Origin of the sequence: Amycolatopsis heterodermiae, assembly GCF_034929455.1 — a bacterium.
GTDB lineage: Bacteria > Actinomycetota > Actinomycetes > Mycobacteriales > Pseudonocardiaceae > Amycolatopsis > Amycolatopsis heterodermiae.
Genome location: NZ_JAYFSI010000002.1, coordinates 971,272 through 989,136, shown reverse-complemented (window position 1 = coordinate 989,136; position 17,865 = coordinate 971,272). Strand labels below are relative to the sequence as shown.

Genomic DNA, 17,865 nt, shown 5'->3' with positions numbered 1-17,865 from the left:
GACAAGCACTCTGGAAACCGGCTGAGTAGGGATGATCACGTGAAGTAGTGGCCCTGTTCGAGGTCTTCGATCAGGCCGGGCCGGGTCGGCTTCCACGCCAGCAGCTCCTGGGTGATCGTGCTGGACGCGGGCATGTCGGTGCCGAGGACGTGCGCGAACATCCCCTCGAACTCCCCGGCGGGCAACGACCGGGCCGGCAGGTCCAGGTGCCGCCCGATGGTCTCGGCGATTTCGCGGGTGGGCACGCCTTCGTCGCCGACGGCGTTGAGCACCGCACCGGCCGGAGCCTGCTCGACGGCCAGCCGGTAGAGCCGCGCGGCGTCCCGCACGTGGACGGCGGGCCAGCGGGTCGCCCCGTCGCCGACGTAACCGGACACGCCCTTGGCACGGGCCCGGGCGATGAGCTGCGGAACGAAGCCGTGGCGCTCCCCCTCGCCGTGCACCGAGCGGGGCAACATGACCAGGCAGGCGCGCACGTCCTGGTCCGCGGCCGCGAGTGCGGTGCGCATGGTCGAGATGCGGGCCGCGATGGGGCCGGCGGGGACGATCTCGTCGCGTTCGGTCGACGGCCGGCCGGGGGTGACGAGCGTGGCGCCCGAGACGACCAGCGGGTTGCCGGAGCCGGCGAGGGCCGTGACGAACGTGGCGACGGCCGCGGCGTCGGTCCGCGTCGCGGCCTCGGTGACGCTGGGCGTGACGAAGGCCAGGTGGATCACGCCGTCGCTGTCGAGCGCACCGGCGCGCAGGACGCCGGTGTCGGTCAGGTCGCCACGCAGGACGTCGGCGCCCAGGCCGGCGATCTTGGCGGCGGCGGCGTCCGAGCGGGCCAGGCCGAGGACCCGGTGGCCGGCGCCGAGGAGCTCGGGGACGACGGCCGAGCCGATCCAGCCGGAGGCGCCGGTGACGAAGATGCGCATGGCAAAGCTCCTGGGGTTGGGATCGCTCACTGATGCGATCCAGTCGCATCACCGTAGCACGCGATGCGACGCCGTCGCATCACCTTGCCTAGGTGATGCGATCCGGTCTCGTCGCCTAGACTGCGGAGGTGAGCAGATGGGCGCCGGACGCGCGCGAGCGCTTGGAGGCGGCCGCGCTGGACCTGTTCGCGGAGAACGGGTACGAGGAAACGACCGTCGCGCAGATCGCCGACCGGGCCGGCTTGAACCGCGCGACGTTCTTCCGGCACTTCGCCGACAAGCGGGAGGTCCTCTTCGGCGGCGAGGACGTGCTGGCCGGCCTGTTCGCCGACGGCATCCGGGCCGCTTCGCCGGATGCCGCGCTGATCGAGTGCCTGCAGGCGGCGTTCGTGGCCGCCGGGGTCGAGATGACTCCCCAGCAGCGCGCCAAGGCGGCCGTGCGCGTGCGGGTCGTCAGGGCGAACACCGAGGTGCAGGAACGGGGACTGCTCAAGCACACCCGGATCGCCGGGTCGATCACGGCCGCCCTGCGCGACCGGGGCGCGGACGAGCTGACGGCACGGCTGGGGGCGGAAGTGGCGCTGCTCGCGTTCTCCGTCGCCGTCGAGCGCTGGCTGGGCTCCGGCGACGACGAGCCGTTCCCGGTCCACGCCGCCGGAGCACTGAAGGATCTCCAGTCGCGCGTGGCCGAACTCGGCACCGATTAGGTTCTCGTATCGCGCCCGTCTGTACGTGGGAGATCCACTCACGAGAGGCTGGCACGATGCGGAAACTGATCTTCGGCATGAACGTGACCTTGGACGGCTACGTCGCCGCGCACGGGGACGACCTCGGCTGGAGCGGGCCGAGTGACGAGCTGTTCCAGTGGTGGCTCGAGCAGGAGCAGGCGATCGACCTGTTCCTGTACGGGCGCGGCCTGTGGGAGGCGATGAGCTCCTACTGGCCGACCGGCGACCAGCAGCCCGGTGCCACCCCGGCGCAGATCGAGTTCGCGCGGAACTGGCGGGACACGCCGAAGGTGGTGTTCTCCTCGACGGTCGCGAAGGTCGACTGGAACACCCGCCTGGTCACCGGCGACGCGGTCGCCGAGATCACCCGGCTCAAGGCCGGGGACGGCGGCCCGATGCGGGTCGGCGGCGCGACACTGGCCGGCGCGGCCGTGCGGGCCGGGCTGGTCGACGAGTACGAGATCGTCACCCATCCGGCCCTGGTCGGCGGCGGCAAGCCGTTCTTCACGGCGCTGGACAGCTGGGTGAGCCTGGACCTCGTGGAGACGCGGACGTTCCCCGGCGGCGTGACGCTGGCCCGGTACGCGACGAGGCGCTGAGCATCGAAGCCCCGCCGGCGACGTCGGCGGGGCTTCGGCGATCACAGTGCCGGGGGCAGGCCCAGCCACGGTTGGCCCGTGACGTCGAACCCGGTGAGCTCGGCGATCTTCCCGTCGGCGACGTGCAGGACCGCGAGGTTCAGCAGCCGGTACTCCGGGTCGCCGGGGGTGCGCAGGTACAGTGCGGCGGCCGGCATGCGGTTGACGGTCGTGGCGACGCAGCGCCAGTCGTCCTTACCGCGCCGGAAAAGCCCGCCGGAGACCCAGCCGTCCACCGCGTCCCGGGCCCCCACGACCACGGTGCCCGGGTCGGGCAGCATCGCGAAGCGCAGGTCGTCGCGCAGCAGGGCCGTCAGCCCGTCGAGGTCGTTGCGCTCGTGGGCGTCCATGTAGGACTTCAGCACCCGGCGCTCGTCGTCCGACAGCTCGTGGGTGCGGGGGCTGCGCCAGTCGAGGCGGCGGCCGGGCAGCTGCTCGCGCAGCGTCACCCGCGCCCGCTGCAGCGCGCTGGTCACGGACGCGACGGTCAGCTCGAGGGCGTCGGCGGCCTTCGGCGCCGGCCAGCCGAGGACGTCGCGCAGGACGAGCACCGCCCGTTGCCGCGGCGGCAGGTGCTGGACGGCGACGACGAACGCCAGCTCGATCGTCTCCCGCGCCACCACCGACTCCTGCGGGTCCTCGGGAAGCATCCCGTCGGGGTAGGGCTGCAGGTACGGCAGTTCGGAGCCCAGCAGCTCGGACGGCACGGGGGTGCGGTCGTGGCGCTTGTCCAGGAAGTCGAGGCAGGCGTTCGTCGCGATCCGGTACAGCCAGGTGCGCAGCGCGGCGTTCCCCTTGAACGTCTCCCGCTTGTGCCACGCCCGCAGGAACGTCTCCTGCGTCAGGTCCTGGGCGTCCTCGTAGTTCGCGAGCATCCGGTAGCAGTGCACCTGCAGCTCACGGCGGTGCCGCTCCGTGAGGACGGCGAACCGCGCGGCGTCGCCGGAGCGGACCGCCGCGAGGAACGTGGCCTCGTCGGCGGCCGGCGGCCCGGTGTCGGTCATGGTCGCCCATCCTGCCACCGGCACCGGACCGTTCGTCAGCGCGCGACGGCGGGCCCGGTGTACCGGGCCCCGCCGAAGGCGAGGATCAGGTAGCCGATGATGGAGAACAGGAACAGCCCGAAGAACCCGAAGACCCCGCTCTTGCCGAACGCCTTCGCGACGTCGATCGAGACGATGATCGCGACGACCAGGTTGACCAGCGGGATCAGCAGCAGGAGCAGCCACCACCCGGAGCGGCCGGCGATCTTCAGCAGGACGTAGACGTTGTAGATCGGGATGATCGCCGCCCAGCCGGGCCGCCCGGCCTTCGTGAACACCTTCCACAGCGCGATGATCGTGATGACGGCGAAGACCAGGCCCGAACCGAACCCGAGTCCGGGGCCGAAGACGGACGGCGAGTTGTCAGTGTTCATGAAAGCGGGAGTGTCCCTCCGGGAGCGGCGGCAAGATCGAGTGACCTTAGCGTCGGCCCATCCCCCTCGCCGCATTTGGGCGATCAGGTCCGGACGTGTCGCCCCTGCGCGTCAGGCTTCCTCGGCCGCGTCGGCGAGGAGGCGGGCGAGTTCGGCCGGCTGGGTGTGCATGGGCCAGTGACCGGAGCCGATGTCGACGTACTCGAGGTGCTTGACCTTCGGGAGCTCGGCCACCTCGCCGGCGTCGACCCAGTCCTGGGCCTGGGCCGGGGTGAACTCGGGGCACACGAGCACGACGGGCACGTCGAAGCGCCGCTCGTCCGTCAGCCGCACGACGCCCTTGGCCACCCCCTCGGGCACGGGGATCGCGGCGGCCGCGAGGGCGCGCCGGGCCTCCTCGTCGAGGTCGGCCGAGTCCGGTCCCTCGAACGGGCCCCAGCCGGGGAAGGGCATGGCACCGTCCCGCACCTCGAAGAAGTCGGCGTAGGGCTTCCCGTCGCCGGTCGGGAACCCGCCGATGAGGACGACCTTGGCGACCTTCTCCGGCCGCGCGTCGGCGGCCAGCCACGCCAGGGCGCAGGCGGCCGAGTGCCCGACCACCACGGGCCGGCCCGAGGCCGAGTCCACGGCGGCGAGCACGGCCGCCACCTGGTCGTCGAGCGTGGCGGACGCCGCTCCGTCGCCCTGACCCGGCAGCGTCAGCGGCACCGGGTGGTGACCCAGCGAGCGGAGCGTGGACGCGACGTCGTCCCAGGCGGATCCGTCGAGCCAGAGGCCGCCGATGAGCAGGACGTCCATGATCGGTTCTCCCTCGTTCCCGCGCGGCCGGTCGCCGCGGCGCTTCGGCCCGTCACGCTATAGCCGATTCCGGACAATCCGCTTCCGGTTCAGGAAGAGATCGTCTAGCTTGCTCGGGGTGCCGAGTGACCTCAGCCCGACCGCGCGGGCCTTGCGCGCCCTCGAAATCCTCCAGGTCCGTCCCGGCGCCACGGCCGATCAGCTCGCCGAGGCGCTGGGCGTGACCGAGCGCGCCGCCCGCCGGTACGTCGGGATCCTGCGGGAGGCCGGCATCCAGGTCGAGTCGGCCCGCGGGCCGCACGGCGGGTACCGGCTCCGGCGGGGCACGAGGCTGCCGCCGATCGTGTTCACCCAGGCCGAGGCCCTGGGGCTGGTCATGGCGGTGCTCGACGGCCAGCCGGCCGCCACCGACGTCGACGACCTCGTCGGGGCGGCGCTCGGCAAGGTCATCCAGGCGCTGCCGGAGAACGTCGGCCGGCAGGCGGCCGCGCTGCGCGAGCACGCCTCGGCCGCCCCTGACCGGCGCTCCGCCCGCCCCGATCCCGCCACCACCAACGCCCTCGTCACCGCCGTCGCGGCCCGGCGCCGGGTGCTCATCACCTACCGCGGCGAAAGCGGCGGCGAGTGGGAGTCCGAAGTGGACCCGTGGGCGGTCGTGGCCCGCCACGGGCGCTGGTACCTGCTGTGCCACTCCCACCGCGCGGACGCCGTCCGCACCTACCGCGTCGACCGGGTCCGCGCGGTCGAGCCGACCACCCGCGAGTTCGAGCCGCCCGGCGACCTCGACCCGGTGGCGGCGCTGGAGGAGAACCTGGGCACCGGCTGGAAGTTCCCCACCCGCGTCGTGTTCCACGCCCCGCTGGCCGACGTCGCGCCCTGGGTCGGGGCGCCGATGGGACAGCTCCACCCGGCGGACGACGGGTGCGTGCTCGTCGGCAGCACCAGCAACCCGGCCATGTACGCGCAGGAGTGGCTGGCGGCCATCCCGTTCGACTTCCGCGTCGAGGGCGGTGACGAGCTGCGCGCCACGGTCGCGGCCGTCGCGACGCGCTTCGCCGCCGCACTGAACCCGGGCGATCACCCAAAGTTACGGGCAACCCCCGCCGACCGGCCGCCGTATTAGGGGGCGACGAACCGAGGGGGGTGCCGGGTGCACGATCGGGACCGGGAGTTCCGGGCGTACTTCGAGGCGCGGGCGGCCGTGGTGCGGCGGACCGCCTTCCTGCTGTGCGGTGACTGGCACTGGGCCGAAGACCTGGCGCAGACCGCGCTGGCCAAGGTCTACCAGCACTGGGGGCAGCTGGACCGCAGCGGGCAGGTCGACGCGTACGTGCGCAAGGTGCTCGTGCGGACCGTCATCGACGAATCGCGGTGGCGGAGGAGACGGCCGGAGACGGTCGTCGACGTCGTGCCCGAGGTCGCCGAGGCGGTCACGGGCCTCGAGGAGGCCATGGACGTCCGGCACGCGCTGGCGGCGCTGCCGCCGAAGCAGCGGGCCGCCGTCGTGCTGCGGTACTGGGAAGACCTGCCGGTCGCGGCGACGGCGGCGGCGCTGGGGTGCAGCGAGGGAACGGTGAAGAGCCAGGTGTCCAAGGGCTTGGGAGCGTTGCGGCGAACCTTGGCCGTGCGGCGGAGCGTGTTGCGGGAGGGCTCGTGAGCGACGAGGTGCGGGACATGATCGGCACGGCGCTCGCCGGCGAACCGGCGCTCGGGCTGGAGTTCGACCAGGTCGTCGCGGACGGGCGCAAGCGGCGGACGCGGCGGCGGGCCGGCGCGCTGACGGCGGCGGCGGCCGGGATCGTCACGGTCGTCGCGGCGGCCACGGCCCTGAGCGGACAGCCGGACCGCACGCCCACGCGGCCCGCCGGCCCGGCGTCCACCGCCGCGCCGGCGGACCCGGGGTGCGTGCTGCCCGCCCGGTCGGGCGGATACCCCGACGACCCACGCGGCACCGCGAGCGCGGCGGAGCTGCGCGAGTCCGGCCGGCTGACCGAGGCGTTCCGGCGGATCACCCTGCCGCTGCCCGCCGGGGTCGAGGCGGACCCGCTGGCGCTGTGCGTGATCCGCGACAGCTGGGGCGGCAGCTTCAAGCTCACCGGTGACCAGACGATCTTCGTCTACCTCCGCTCGCGCGGTGGCCAGCCGCCAGGCGAGTGCGTGGCCCACCCGGGCACCCAGTGCTCGGCCCGGACGCTCCCGGACGGCTCGACCGCGCTCGTGACCTCGACGGACCCGACGGTGGTCGACGTCGACGTGTGGCGCGCGGACGGCACGTACGTGAGGCTCGCGGAGAACCGCGGCGACGGGTCGAAGCCCCGGGCGCTCGGCGACGACGCGCTGCTCGCCCTCGCGACGGCGCCCGAGCTCAAGGTCGAGCTGAGCGGTCCGCCGGTGCCCGCGGCACCGTCCGACCGGCGCGCGGCCGAACTGGACGCGGTGATCGCCACGGCCCTGCCCGCCGGCACGACCGCCAAGCCGACACCGGGCTCCGACCGCGGCTGGCGGTTCCGGATCAGCCAGGGTGGTTACAAGGCCTACGCCGACCTCACCGACACCAAGGGCACCGGCTCGGCGCTGGTGTACCTGGAGGCACCGGCCGAAGGCGCAGTCACGTGCGGCAACCAGCCGAACTGCGAGCCGATCGACCTGGCCGGCGGGCGCAAGGGCACGTTGACCACCACGCAGATGCCGGAAGGCGTGACCGTGCTGGCGCTCAACGCCAGGGCCGCGGACGGCACGTCGATCACCCTCCACACCTCCAACGCCGCCGGGTCGGGCAGCGGCGGCCGGTCCCGCCCCACCCCGTCGCTGACCGAGGCGGACCTGGTGCGGATCGCCGACCTGCCCGGCCTGCACTGGTGACCGCCGGGCATCGTGCTCAGCGCAGGCCAGCGAAGCTCGCCCGGACCTCGGCGACGAAGAGATCGGGCTGCTCCAGCGCCAGGAAGTGACCGCCCCGGTCGAGTTCGGCGAAGTGGACGAGATCGGGGTAACGGCGTTCGATCCAGCGCCGGGACTTCCGGACGTGTTCCCGCGGCGCCATCGTGAACCCCGCCGGGATCGTGATCGGCGCGGGCGGACCGGACGCGGCCGCGCGGGCGCGGGCCATCTCCCAGTACGTCCTGGCGGAGGACGACCCGGCGTTGGGGAGCCAGTAGAGCATGATGTCGTCGAGCAGTTCGTCGTGCGTGAACGACGCTTCCGCGTCACCCGGGGTGCCGCACGTGTCCTGGAACATCGCGTAGATCCAGGCGGCCTGGCCGGCCGGCGAGTCGGCCAGGGAGTAGCCGATGGTCTGCGGCCGGGTGGACTGTTCCTTGGCGTAGCCGGACAACGTCTCCCAGAAGTAGTCGGCGCTGTCGAGCATGGCTTGTTCCTCCGGCGTGGCCTCGGCCCGCTCCTGCGGCGTCGGGAAGAACATGGCGAAGTTCAGGTGCAGGCCGACGCAGCCCGGGGGCGCCTTCCGGCCGATCTCGTCGGTGACGCCCGCGCCGAGGTCCCCGCCCTGGGCGCCCCAGCGGTCGTAGCCGAGCCGGTCCATCAGCGTGATCCAGGCGTCGGCGGTGCGCGCGAGCGTCCAGCCCGGTTCGGTGGTCCGGCCGGAGAAGCCGAAGTTCGGCATCGTCGGGACGACGAGGTGGAACGCCGAGCGGGGGTCTCCGCCGTGGGCCGCCGGGTCGGTGAGCGGGCCGATCACCTTGCGGAACTCCAGCACCGAACCGGGCCAGCCGTGGGTCATGACCAGCGGGAGCGCGTCCGGCTCGGGCGAGCGGACGTGCAGGAAGTGGATGCCGACGCCGTCGATTTCTGTGTGGAACTGGCCGAAACCGTTGAGCAGGTCCTCGCAGCGGCGCCAGTCGTAGCCACTGCTCCAGTGGTCGCACAGGGCGCGGATCTTCGCCAGCCGCGGGCCCTGGCTCGTGTCGGACACGGTTTCGGGCTCCGGCCAGCGCGTCAGGCGCAGCCGTTCGCGGAGGTCGGCGAGCTGGGATTCGGGAACGCGGAGGGTGAAGGGTTCGATCTGCACCGCCTTACTGTACGATACGGTATCGTACAGAAGTCAAGGAGATTCGATGCCATCCGAACAGCCACCCGCGGCCGGCGAACCGTCGCCCCGGCGGGGCAAGGCCCGCGAGGACGCGATCCTGGCCGCCGCGGTCGAGCTCATCGGCGAGGTCGGCTACGACCGGATCAGCATGGACGCCATCGCCGCCCGCGCGAAGGCGTCGAAGATGACCATCTACCGCAAGTGGCCGGGAAAAGCGGAGCTGGTCGCGGAAGCACTACGACGTCGCGCCGAAGGCGAGACCCTGCACATCGCGGACACGGGCACCCTGCGCGGCGACCTGATCGCCGCGGTCGAAGGCATCGCACGCGCCCTCACCGGCGAGCGCGGCCCGTCACTGCTGGGCCTCCTGGGCGCGGTGCGCGAAGACCCCGCGCTGCGCGACCTGGTCCGCACCCAGATCGACGGCACGAGCAACGCGGTCGCGACGGCCATCGCCCACCGAGCCACCACCCGCGGCGAGCCCCTGACGGCAGCGAACCCGTCGATGGTGCTCGGCCTGGCCGTAGCCCAGCTGGTCCTGTCCACATTGCTCAACGGCACTCCCCCGGACACCGAAGCCCGGCACCGCCTCGTCGACGAGGTCGTCCTGCCGTTGCTCACCTTCGCGGCACCGTGAGCCCGGCGTGCCCCTCCCCCGTCACCGAACCCCTGGCCACGGCCCGGCCCGACGCCGGTGTCCCACCGGAACCGTCGCGACCTTCGAGGACGCCTCCCCGCGCTCAACCCAGCCGAGCGGCGCAAGGCTGCGTGGTTTCCCTTCGGAGCGACACCGATCACCATCGTGTTCGTTCAGCGCGGTCGGCACCGATCCCAACCCCCCTCTTCGCCTGGCCGCGACCAGCCTCAGAGCCAGCCGTTGGTTTCGGCGAGGCGGGCGGCTTCCGCGCGGGTACGGGCTTCGGTCTTGCCGATGGCCGAGGACAGGTGGTTCCGGACCGTTCCCGCGGTGAGGCCGAGCGTCCGCGCGATGTCGGCGACCGTGCCGCCCTCGGCTGCCGCGCGGAGTACGTCGGCTTCGCGGTCGGTGAGCGGGCTGGTGCCGGTGGCGAGGGATTCCGAGGCCAGGGCCGGGTCGATGAACCGGAGTCCCGCGTGGACCCGGCGGATCGCGTTGAGCAGCTGCTCGGGCCGGGAGTCCTTGACCACGAACCCGGCCGCGCCCGCGGACATCGCGCGGGCGAGGTAGCCGGGACGGCTGAAGGTGGTGCAGATCAGCACGCGGCACTCCGGCAAAGCGTGCCGCAGCTCGGCGGTGACCGCCAGCCCGTCGCGGCCGGGCATCTGCACGTCGAGGAGCGCGAGGTCCGGGTTCGCGCGCCGGGCGGCCGGGACGACGTCGGTGCCCGAGCCGACTTCGGCCACGACGTCGATGTCCGGCTCGAAGCGGAGCATCGACGCCAGCGCGCCGCGGAAGAGGGCCTGGTCGTCGGCCAGCAGGACGCGGATCACGCCGGCACCGCCCCGGCACGGGCGAACACCCGGTAGCCGCCGCGCGGGCCGCGGCCGTGCTCGAGGTGGCCGGAGACCGCGGCCAGGCGTTCGGCGAGGCCAGTGAGGCCGTGCCCGGCCGCGGGTTCGCCGGTGACCGTCCCGTCGTCGGTGACCTCGACCCAGCCGGGCCCGACGCGCACGCGGCACTGTCCCGCGTCGGAGTGCCGGAGCACGTTGGTGACCGCTTCCCGGACGACGTAACCGAAAACGCCGCGCAGTTCGGCCTGCACGGCGTCGGCCGAAGGCGGCAGTTCGGCCTGCACCCCCGCGGCGCGCAACGCCAGCCGGGCACCCGAAAGCTCGGCAGCCAGCGACACCTCCCGGTACCCCGAGACGGTGGCGCGCACATCCGAAAGCGATTGGTGGCACAGGGTTTCCAGGTCGCGGACCTCGGCCAGGGCCGGGGCGGGGTCCGCGCCCGACTCGAGGATCCGCCGGGCGAGGCCGAGCTTGACGGCCATCGTCGAGAGGTTGTGGCCGAGGATGTCGTGGAGTTCGCGGGCGACCCGCTCGCGTTCGGCGTCCACGGCCATCCGCCGGATCTGCGCGCGGGCGGCCTTGAGGTGACCGCTGGTGAACGTCAGCGCGAAGACGGTGCCCACCACCGCGGTGACCCCGCCGAGTGCGGCCACCTGGCTCCAGCTCACGTGCCCGGTGCCGGCCCGCATCCACGCGAGCTGCCCGGCCGCCGTGGCGAACCCGAGCGGGACGGACCAGCGCAGCGGCAGCAGCATGAGGCCGATCGCGATGGCGAAGGTCAGGTCGGTCAGGTAGTCCGGCGAGCCGAGCAGCAGGGCCGGCGTACCGCCGAAGGCGAACAGCGCCGCCACGATCACCGCCCGCTGCCGCCGTGGTGCGGCAGGCCCGAACCACAGTGCGAAGAGGTAAGCGGCGGCGTACAGGCCGATCGCGGCGAGCGCGAGAATCGTCCGCGCCGTGCCGTTCCCGCCGTGGCTGATCATGGTGACCCGGGGCAGCAGAACCAGCAGCACGAGGCCGTTCACGACGAAGGGCGCCACCCGGCGCCGCCGGTCCTCCCAGAAGCTCCAGTCCGGCCACTGCCGGACGGAAAACCGTCCGGGATCACGCTCGCTCACCGGCTCACCCTAAGCACCGAAGGCGGGAGCCGCCCCGTGACAGATGGCACGGGTCGCCGCCGCCGGCCGGTGGTGCGGTGAAGCCATGGAACGGATGAAGAAGATCTTGCCGGCGGCGCTCGCGGCGGCCGCCGTGGTGTCGGGGGTGTCCGCGACCCAAGGGACGCCGGTGGCGTGGGGACCGTGCCCGGCCGACGTCGCCAAGCCCGGCCTGCGGTGCTCGACGCTCGACGTGCCGCTGGACTACCACCACCCGGACGGACCGAAGATCACCGTCGCGCTTTCCCGGCTGGCGAGCGCGAACCCCGCGAAGCGCCGCGGCGTCCTGCTGGTCAACCAGGGCGGACCCGGCCTGACCGGGCTGGACTTCCCGGCGGCGCTGGTCGCCGCGGGCCTGCCGCAGGCGGTCCGGGACGCCTACGACGTCATCGGGTTCGACCCGCGCGGCGTCGGCCACAGCACCCCGGTGACCTGCGCCATGACGCCGGAGCAGACCAACCGGAGCGTGAACCCGCCCTTCCCGTACGGCCCGGCGGACGTGACGAAGGCGGCCGAGGCCGCGAAGACCGTCGCCCGGCAGTGCACGACGTCGGAGACGGCCGGCGTGCTGCCGTTCGTCACCACCGCGAACACCGCACGCGACATGGACCGGATCCGGATCGCCCTGAACGAGCCGAAACTGTCGTACTACGGCGACTCCTACGGGACCTACCTCGGCGCGGTGTACACGACGTTGTACCCGGAGCGCAGCGACCGGATCGTCCTGGACAGCAGCCTCGGACCGGACGGCTATGACGCCGAAGCGCTGCGGAGCCAAGGGCTGGGCTTCGAAACCCGGTTCCCCGACTTCGCGAAGCTCGCCGCGGCCGACCCGGCCCAGTACGGCCTCGGTGCCACTCCGGCGGCGGTGCGGGCGAAGTACTTCGCCCTGGCCGAGCGCCTGGACCGGGCCCCGGCACAGGGTTACGACGGCACGACGTTCCGCACGATCACCGCGGCCCTCCTCCGCTCGGACGTCACCTTGGCTCCGCTCGCGAAGCTGTGGCACGAGCTCGACGTGAACGAGCCGGTCTCCCCCGCTGCCGGCGCCGAGGCGGGCTCCGACAACTTCCCGTCGAGCTACCTCGCCGTCGTCTGCGGCGATTCACGGTGGCCGGAGGCGGTGGGGACCTACCAGCGCAACGTCGCGGCCGACCGCGTCCGCTACCCGATGTACGGCCCGTACGCGGCCAACATCCGGCCGTGCGCGTACTGGCCGTCGCCGGTGGAACCGCGGGTGCGGATCACCGGCCACGGCCCGGCGAACGTGCTGATGCTGCAGAACCTCCGCGACCCGGCCACTCCCCTGCCCGGCGCCCTCCGGATGCGCGCGGCGTTCGGCGACCGCGCCCGGCTGGTCACGGCGGACCAGGGCGGTCACGTGGCGTACCTCAACGGCGCGAACCAGTGCGGCAACAACGCCGTGAGCGATTACCTCGCCACCGGAAACCGCCCGGCGCACGACACCTTCTGCCGGGCCTGAACGAGGTCAGACACGGGTCCGCTTCTTCGCGCCGGCCCGGCGGGCGGGATCGGTCAGCCGGTGCATCATCGTGACCGTCGCCCGCCGGGGCACCAGGCGGCCGACGCTCGCGCTCACGCGGTTCGAGCGGCCGTCGATGACGCTCGGGCCGGGGTTGCGGCTTTCGAGGTGGGACAACGCGGTGGCGACGACGTCCTCGGGGGTGCGCGCCTTGGCGCCCGCGGTGGCGTCGTCGGTGCCGACGACCGCGTTGAACTCCGTGCTCGTCGCCCCCGGGGACAGCGCGAAGGCGGTGACCCCGCTGCCGCGGAGCTCGACCCAGAGCGCTTCGGTGAAGTTGAGGACGAACGCCTTCGTCGCGCCGTAGACGGCCATCCGCGGCGTCGGCGTGTAGGCGGCCATGCTGGCGACGTTGATCAGGAAGCCTTGCGCCGCCACGATGTCCGGCAGGAACGCGGAGCTCAGCTGCACCGGGGCGGCGACGTCCACCGCGATCTCCTGCGCCAGCCGGGCCGGGTCCTCGCCGGCGAACTCGCCGAACGTGCCGAACCCGGCGTTGTTGATCAGGCCGGTCGCCGTGAGACCGGCGCCGGCCACCGCCGCCTTCAGGTCCGGGCCGGCCGTGGGCGAGGTGAGGTCGAGCGCGAGTGCCGTCGCGGACACCCGGTGTTTCCGCTCCAGTTCGGCAGCCAGCTCCTGCAGGCGGTCGAGCCGGCGCGCCACCAGGATCAGGTTCGCGCCCCGGGCGGCGAGGGCGTGCGCGAACGCGGCGCCGATGCCGGAACTGGCGCCGGTGACGATGACGGTCTGGCTGCGGTAGTCCGGTCGCGGCATCGGTTCTCCCAGGGACGATCGACTGGCTGACCATTTCACCGTATGCCTCCCTGGCACTCAGTGTCAACGTGGCGCTCAGTGTATGATCAGCGTCATGGCCAAGCAGGACGACCTCTGGACCCGATCGCGCCAGGCGGCGTACGCGGAGATCACGCGCGTCGCCATGGAACTGTTCCTCGAGCAGGGGTTCGACGGGACGACGATCGACCAGATCGCGGCAACCGCGGGCATCTCGCGGCGCTCGTTCTTCCGCTATTTCGGGACGAAGGAGGACATCGTCCTCGGCGACCTGGCGAACCAGGGCGCGCTCGTGCGCGAAATCCTGGAAAGCATCCCGGTGTCGGTGCCGCCCTGGGAGGCGTTGCGGGAAGCACTCTGGCGCGTCGACGGCGAAGGGCTGCAGTCCGAGGTGGCGCTCAAGATCGCCAAGATGATGTACGAGACCCCGTCGCTGCGGGCCCGCAGCATCGAGAAACACCTCCAGTGGCAGGAACAGCTCGTCCCGAACATCCGGCTCCGGCTCGGCGTCGAGGCCGACGACGCGACCGACCCGGCGGCCGACGCGATCGTCGCCGGCGCCATCGCCTGCCTCGACGTCGCCGGCCAGATCTGGGCCCGGTCCGACGGCGCGCTCGACCTGGCCGAGTTGTACGACCGGGCGGTGCGCGCCGTCGGCCACCCCGGCTGAGGACAGGTCAGCGGCAGCCGGACTGCGACTCGGCAGTGGCCTTCAGCCGCTGCGCCCAGTCCCTGAGTCCCTGATCCAGGCTGGCCTGACTGCCCGGGACGTCGGCTTCGACGGGCGGGCCCGCCCAGGACTCCTCCGTGGTCGCGAGGACGCCGTCCTTGGTCGGCTTGAAGGTCCAGAGGTGCACCCCGGTGATGCCGTTCACGGGGGCACCCCACGCGGTGCACCGCAGTGGCGTGATCGTCTTGATCGCCGATCGGACCTGCATGTTCTGCGGGGACCAGGTGAAGACCGAGCCCGGCCGCAGCGGTCCCGGCGTCACCTTGTGCGCGGGGGCGATCTCCGGGACCCAGCTCTGCCACCGGTCGATGTCCGCGTGCAGCCGCCACACCCGCGCCAGCGGTGCCTTGACGAGCACGCTGGCGCGGCTGATCACCGGCGCGGCCTTGTCGACCGTGACGCCCCGGCACTCCTGGTGGGTCCCGGCGTTCGGGCTCGCCGCCACCGGCGACTGAGCCGACAGCACCATCACCGCGCCCAGCGCCGTGATGCCGATGCCCTGCAGGAATGCGCGTCGTGCGTTCATCGAGATCGTCCTTTTCGATGGGGTTCGTTGTAGTTACGGCCGTAACCTTACGCACGTAACCTCATCGAGCACAAGTGCTAACGACCATAAGCTTCGTGCTGTAAGCTCACGGCCGTGGACGACGAGAAGACCGCGACGCGCACCCGCAACCGCCGCGGCGAGGGCTCCCGCCTGCGCGACGAGATCGTCGCGGCGGCGGTCGAGCTGCTGGACGAGACCGGCGACGCGAGCGCCGTCACCCTGCGTTCGGTCGCGCGGCACATCGGGATCGCCGCGCCTTCGATCTACCGGCACTTCCCCGACCAGCCCGCGATCGTGCTGGCCGCCGTCCAGCACGCCTTCGCCGAACTGGACGTCGAACTCCGCGCCGCCCGCGACACCGCGACCGGCCCCCGGCAGCGGCTCTTCGCCATCTGCGACACCTACCTGGCGTTCGCCGAGGCCCACCCGGGGCGCTACCGCACGATGTTCGGCGGGCTCTGGATGCCCGACCTCACCGAGAGTTCCGTGACCGAGACCGACCTGTCCACCCTGGGCCGGGCGAGCATAGACCTGCTCCGCGACGCCCTGGCGGACTGCGTGGACACCGGCGCCGCCACCAGCACGGACATCGCGGCCGACACGGTCGCGCTGTGGCTCGGCCTGCACGGGCTGGCCCACCAGCGAGCGGTGGCCCCGAACTTCGTGTGGCCGCCGGACATCGCGGAACGCGTCGTCAGCTCACTCGCCCACCTGACCGGCACCCAGGCCTGAACCGCGGTCCGTTCAGGTCAGCAGTCTTGTCAGGCGCCGCTCGACGAAACCCGCGCCCGCGAAACCGTCTTCGGCCAGTCCGGCGATCTCGTCCTCCCCGACCCGCCTTTCGACCGGATCCGCGCCCGGGTCATCTTCCAGGTGTTCCCGCCGCGTGTACCGCCCCGGCACCAGCAAGTCCTTGTGGACGAACACCGGCATCAGCCACACGTCACGCTGCCAGTCCGGCGACTGCCCGAGTACCCGCCGAGTGCCGTCGTGCAGGCCGGCGTCGCCGAACTTCTGCACCCAGACCGCAGCACCAGGGTGCAGACCGGCCGTGTCCGCCGGCGCCGGAGCATCATCAGTCACCTTCACGGTACTTCTGCTTGGCTCCTCGACGCGTCATCCGGGTGCTCCCTTGTCAGCGATCACGCCGCGCGAGTCCAGAACCAGGTACGGGGTTTCAGCCGGTGAGGTCGCCCTCCTCTTCGTTGCGCTTCGCGTAGTACGCCACCTTTTCCTCGTCCACCGTCACGCCCAGGCCAGGCCCGGTCGGCACCTTCAGGCGGCCGTCCGCAAGCTCCAGCGGCTCCACGATGTCGTCCTCGTGCAGGTAGTACATGCTGTCGATGGCCCGCGACAGCACCGGCGTGCTCGCCACCACCGCCAGGTGGGCGGCCGTCGCGATGCCCAGCTCGCCGCCGCTGTGGAGGTTCATCCCCAGGCCGAACGTCTCGCAGTGGGCGGCCAGGGCCTTCGTCGCCGAGATGCCGCCCCACTTGTAGACGTCGCCGTGGATGACGTCCACCGCGCCGAGCCGGACCGCCGGGGCGAACTCCTCGAACCGGACCACGCACATGTTGGTGCACAACGGGATCCGCACCTTCGCCCGCACCTGGGCCATGCCCTCGATGCCGGCGCACGGGTCCTCGAGGTACTCCAGGTCGAGCTCCTCCAACGACAGCCCGGCGCGGATCGAGTCGGGCACGGACCACGCGGCGTTCGGGTCGACGCGCAGCTCGACGTCCGGGAGCGCGCGCCGCAGCTCGCGCATGATCTCGACGTCGCCGCGGACGTCCTTGGTGCCCTTGAGCTTCACGGCCGTGAAGCCGCCCTCGGCGACCACCTTCGCCGCGTGCTCCCCCAGCCCCTGGGCCAGGTCCCGGCCGGTCGCGCCGGGCGCGTCGGCGCGGGTGATCAGCGCCGTGATCGGGACCTCGTCGCGGACCGGGCCGCCGATCAGGTCGGTCACGGACTGGCCGGTGATCTTGCCCATCAGGTCCCAGCACGCGACGTCGAGCGCGGCCAGCGCCGCGTACCCGAGGTACCCGTGGAAGAACGGCACCATGTGGTGGCGCCGGTGGAACGCCTCCAGCGCGAACGGGCTCGCGCCCACCAGCTCCGCGCCGAGCTTGCGGGCCAGCTCGGCGACCGGGCGGCCCCACATGGTCTCGCCCCAGCCTTCGACGCCGGTGTCGGTGCGCAGCCGCACGACGGTGCGGGTCTCGCCCGTCTTCGTCTCGAACGAGCTGGTGAACGGGTTGGTCAACGGCAGGTTCACGACCCGCACGTCGACGTCGGTGATCTTCATGCCTCCCCTTCGGCGTGGGTTGCGCGGGTGGCCGCGTCGAACGCGCGGATCGCGTCCGCCAGCGCGGTCACCCGGTCTTCGAGCAGGTCCGCGCCGCCCTCGGCGGTCGCGGTGGTGGCGTCGTCGGTGCTGCCGCCCGCGCGGGCCCATTCGCCGTGGCGCTCCACGGTCAGCCCCGGGTACGGCGGGTAGGCGAACAGCGGCGGTGGCGTGACGTCGGCGCGTGGTTCGCGCGGCCGCACCAGGTCGCGGTGGGCGGCGAGCATCAGCGACGTCTCGAACTTCCCGGCGTGGCCCGGCGGGGAGCCGTCGCCGAGCGAGAAGTAGGAGCACGCCGCGAGCGCGACGTCGGCCCGCAGCGCGTACTCCTTGACGGCGAGCCGCATGATCTCGTCGTTGCCGCCGTGGCCGTTGACCACGAGCACGCGCCGGAACCCGCTGCCGGCGAGCGAGTCCAGGACGTCGGCGAGCACGGCCTGCAGCGTCGACGCCCGCAGCGAGACGGCGGCGGCGAACAGGTGGTGCGGGCTGTGCCCGAACGGCAGCGCGGCCAGCCGCACCACGACCGGGTCGTCCACCCGCGCCAGAGCACCGTCCACGACGGCTTCGGCGAGCATCGTGTCGGTGCCCATCGGCAGGTGGGCGGCGTGCTGCTCCTGCGAGCCGATCGGCAGCAGGGCGATCGCCGAACGACCGGCGTCGCGCACCTCCCGCCAGGTCATCCGCGTCAGTTCCGGCACGTGGTCTCCCCTCC

Annotated in this window: 21 protein-coding genes; 9 read left to right on the top strand and 12 right to left on the bottom strand. The window is 72.6% G+C overall.

All coding sequences use genetic code 11. From position 1 onward, the window contains the following. Window positions 1-35: 35 nt before the first annotated feature. A complete protein-coding gene (locus tag VA596_RS14975) occupies window positions 36-917 on the bottom strand; it encodes an SDR family oxidoreductase (protein ID WP_323327347.1) in 882 nt (293 codons plus the stop codon). 128 nt (window positions 918-1,045) lie between these two features. Between VA596_RS14975 and VA596_RS14970 the strand changes: the two genes are divergently transcribed. Beyond that, entirely contained in the window at window positions 1,046-1,624 is a 579-nt protein-coding gene (locus tag VA596_RS14970) for a TetR/AcrR family transcriptional regulator (protein ID WP_323327346.1), read from the top strand. A 56-nt stretch (window positions 1,625-1,680) separates the two neighbouring features. Next, window positions 1,681-2,244, top strand: a complete 564-nt coding sequence (locus VA596_RS14965) for a dihydrofolate reductase family protein (RefSeq protein WP_323327344.1) — start codon at window positions 1,681-1,683, stop codon at window positions 2,242-2,244. A 41-nt stretch (window positions 2,245-2,285) separates the two neighbouring features. Here VA596_RS14965 and VA596_RS14960 read toward each other — a convergent pair whose 3' ends face one another. The 3 genes from VA596_RS14960 to VA596_RS14950 form a co-directional block, all read right to left on the bottom strand. After that, a complete protein-coding gene (locus tag VA596_RS14960) occupies window positions 2,286-3,287 on the bottom strand; it encodes an RNA polymerase subunit sigma-70 (protein WP_323327342.1) in 1,002 nt (333 codons plus the stop codon). Window positions 3,288-3,322: 35 nt separating this feature from the next. After that, complete coding sequence (locus VA596_RS14955) at window positions 3,323-3,700, bottom strand: DUF5684 domain-containing protein (RefSeq protein WP_323327340.1); 378 nt, start codon at window positions 3,698-3,700, stop codon at window positions 3,323-3,325. A 111-nt stretch (window positions 3,701-3,811) separates the two neighbouring features. Further along, on the bottom strand, window positions 3,812-4,498 hold the full coding sequence (locus VA596_RS14950) for an alpha/beta fold hydrolase (RefSeq protein WP_323327339.1): 687 nt from the start codon (window positions 4,496-4,498) through the stop codon (window positions 3,812-3,814). Window positions 4,499-4,616: 118 nt separating this feature from the next. Between VA596_RS14950 and VA596_RS14945 the strand changes: the two genes are divergently transcribed. Genes VA596_RS14945 through VA596_RS14935 form a run of 3 tightly spaced genes read left to right on the top strand, consistent with a single transcriptional unit; the run spans window position 4,617 to window position 7,360 of the window. Continuing rightward, a complete protein-coding gene (locus tag VA596_RS14945) occupies window positions 4,617-5,621 on the top strand; it encodes a helix-turn-helix transcriptional regulator (RefSeq protein ID WP_323327337.1) in 1,005 nt (334 codons plus the stop codon). 27 nt (window positions 5,622-5,648) lie between these two features. Next, the gene (locus tag VA596_RS14940; RefSeq protein WP_323327335.1) at window positions 5,649-6,155 is read left to right on the top strand and encodes a SigE family RNA polymerase sigma factor; all 507 of its coding nucleotides are present in this window, start codon (window positions 5,649-5,651) and stop codon (window positions 6,153-6,155) included. Further along, entirely contained in the window at window positions 6,152-7,360 is a 1,209-nt protein-coding gene (locus VA596_RS14935; RefSeq protein ID WP_323327333.1) for a hypothetical protein, read from the top strand. The genes VA596_RS14940 and VA596_RS14935 overlap by 4 nt, the downstream gene beginning before the upstream one ends. Before the next feature lie 16 nt (window positions 7,361-7,376). On the opposite strand, the gene VA596_RS14930 is transcribed toward VA596_RS14935, so the two are convergent. Next, on the bottom strand, window positions 7,377-8,525 hold the full coding sequence (locus VA596_RS14930) for an epoxide hydrolase family protein (RefSeq protein ID WP_323327331.1): 1,149 nt from the start codon (window positions 8,523-8,525) through the stop codon (window positions 7,377-7,379). A 46-nt stretch (window positions 8,526-8,571) separates the two neighbouring features. Between VA596_RS14930 and VA596_RS14925 the strand changes: the two genes are divergently transcribed. Beyond that, entirely contained in the window at window positions 8,572-9,183 is a 612-nt protein-coding gene (locus VA596_RS14925) for a TetR/AcrR family transcriptional regulator (RefSeq protein ID WP_323327329.1), read from the top strand. Between the two features lie 227 nt (window positions 9,184-9,410). Here the strand turns inward: VA596_RS14925 and VA596_RS14920 are convergent, their stop codons facing one another. Both VA596_RS14920 and VA596_RS14915 read right to left on the bottom strand, forming a co-directional pair. Further along, a complete protein-coding gene (locus tag VA596_RS14920) occupies window positions 9,411-10,016 on the bottom strand; it encodes a response regulator transcription factor (RefSeq protein ID WP_323327328.1) in 606 nt (201 codons plus the stop codon). Beyond that, window positions 10,013-11,155 carry a sensor histidine kinase gene (locus VA596_RS14915; RefSeq protein WP_323327326.1) on the bottom strand — a complete coding sequence of 381 codons (1,143 nt, stop codon included), beginning with the start codon at window positions 11,153-11,155 and terminating at the stop codon, window positions 10,013-10,015. The genes VA596_RS14920 and VA596_RS14915 overlap by 4 nt, the downstream gene beginning before the upstream one ends. Window positions 11,156-11,240: 85 nt before the next feature. On the opposite strand from VA596_RS14915, the gene VA596_RS14910 reads away from it, so the two are divergent. Continuing rightward, window positions 11,241-12,677 (top strand): alpha/beta hydrolase, encoded by a 1,437-nt coding sequence (locus VA596_RS14910; RefSeq protein WP_323327325.1) that lies wholly within the window; start codon window positions 11,241-11,243, stop codon window positions 12,675-12,677. A gap of 6 nt (window positions 12,678-12,683) precedes the next feature. On the opposite strand, the gene VA596_RS14905 is transcribed toward VA596_RS14910, so the two are convergent. Further along, the gene (locus VA596_RS14905; protein WP_323327323.1) at window positions 12,684-13,511 is read right to left on the bottom strand and encodes an SDR family NAD(P)-dependent oxidoreductase; all 828 of its coding nucleotides are present in this window, start codon (window positions 13,509-13,511) and stop codon (window positions 12,684-12,686) included. Between the two features lie 94 nt (window positions 13,512-13,605). On the opposite strand from VA596_RS14905, the gene VA596_RS14900 reads away from it, so the two are divergent. Next, window positions 13,606-14,199: a TetR family transcriptional regulator gene (locus VA596_RS14900; RefSeq protein WP_323327321.1), complete on the top strand. Its 594-nt coding sequence runs from the start codon at window positions 13,606-13,608 to the stop codon at window positions 14,197-14,199. 7 nt (window positions 14,200-14,206) lie between these two features. Here the strand turns inward: VA596_RS14900 and VA596_RS14895 are convergent, their stop codons facing one another. After that, the gene (locus tag VA596_RS14895; RefSeq protein WP_323327319.1) at window positions 14,207-14,785 is read right to left on the bottom strand and encodes an SRPBCC family protein; all 579 of its coding nucleotides are present in this window, start codon (window positions 14,783-14,785) and stop codon (window positions 14,207-14,209) included. Between the two features lie 114 nt (window positions 14,786-14,899). Here VA596_RS14895 and VA596_RS14890 point away from each other — a divergent pair, with 114 nt between their 5' ends. Beyond that, the gene (locus VA596_RS14890) at window positions 14,900-15,538 is read left to right on the top strand and encodes a TetR/AcrR family transcriptional regulator (RefSeq protein WP_323327317.1); all 639 of its coding nucleotides are present in this window, start codon (window positions 14,900-14,902) and stop codon (window positions 15,536-15,538) included. Window positions 15,539-15,550: 12 nt separating this feature from the next. Here VA596_RS14890 and VA596_RS14885 read toward each other — a convergent pair whose 3' ends face one another. The 3 genes from VA596_RS14885 to VA596_RS14875 all read right to left on the bottom strand — a co-directional run bounded on the left by VA596_RS14885 (window position 15,551) and on the right by VA596_RS14875 (window position 17,851). Further along, a complete protein-coding gene (locus tag VA596_RS14885; RefSeq protein WP_323327315.1) occupies window positions 15,551-15,889 on the bottom strand; it encodes a hypothetical protein in 339 nt (112 codons plus the stop codon). A 94-nt stretch (window positions 15,890-15,983) separates the two neighbouring features. Further along, window positions 15,984-17,111, bottom strand: coding sequence for a mandelate racemase/muconate lactonizing enzyme family protein (locus tag VA596_RS14880; protein WP_323327313.1), 1,128 nt, complete (start codon window positions 17,109-17,111; stop codon window positions 15,984-15,986). Continuing rightward, entirely contained in the window at window positions 17,108-17,851 is a 744-nt protein-coding gene (locus VA596_RS14875; RefSeq protein WP_323327311.1) for a creatininase family protein, read from the bottom strand. The genes VA596_RS14880 and VA596_RS14875 overlap by 4 nt, the downstream gene beginning before the upstream one ends. Window positions 17,852-17,865: the final 14 nt, after the last annotated feature.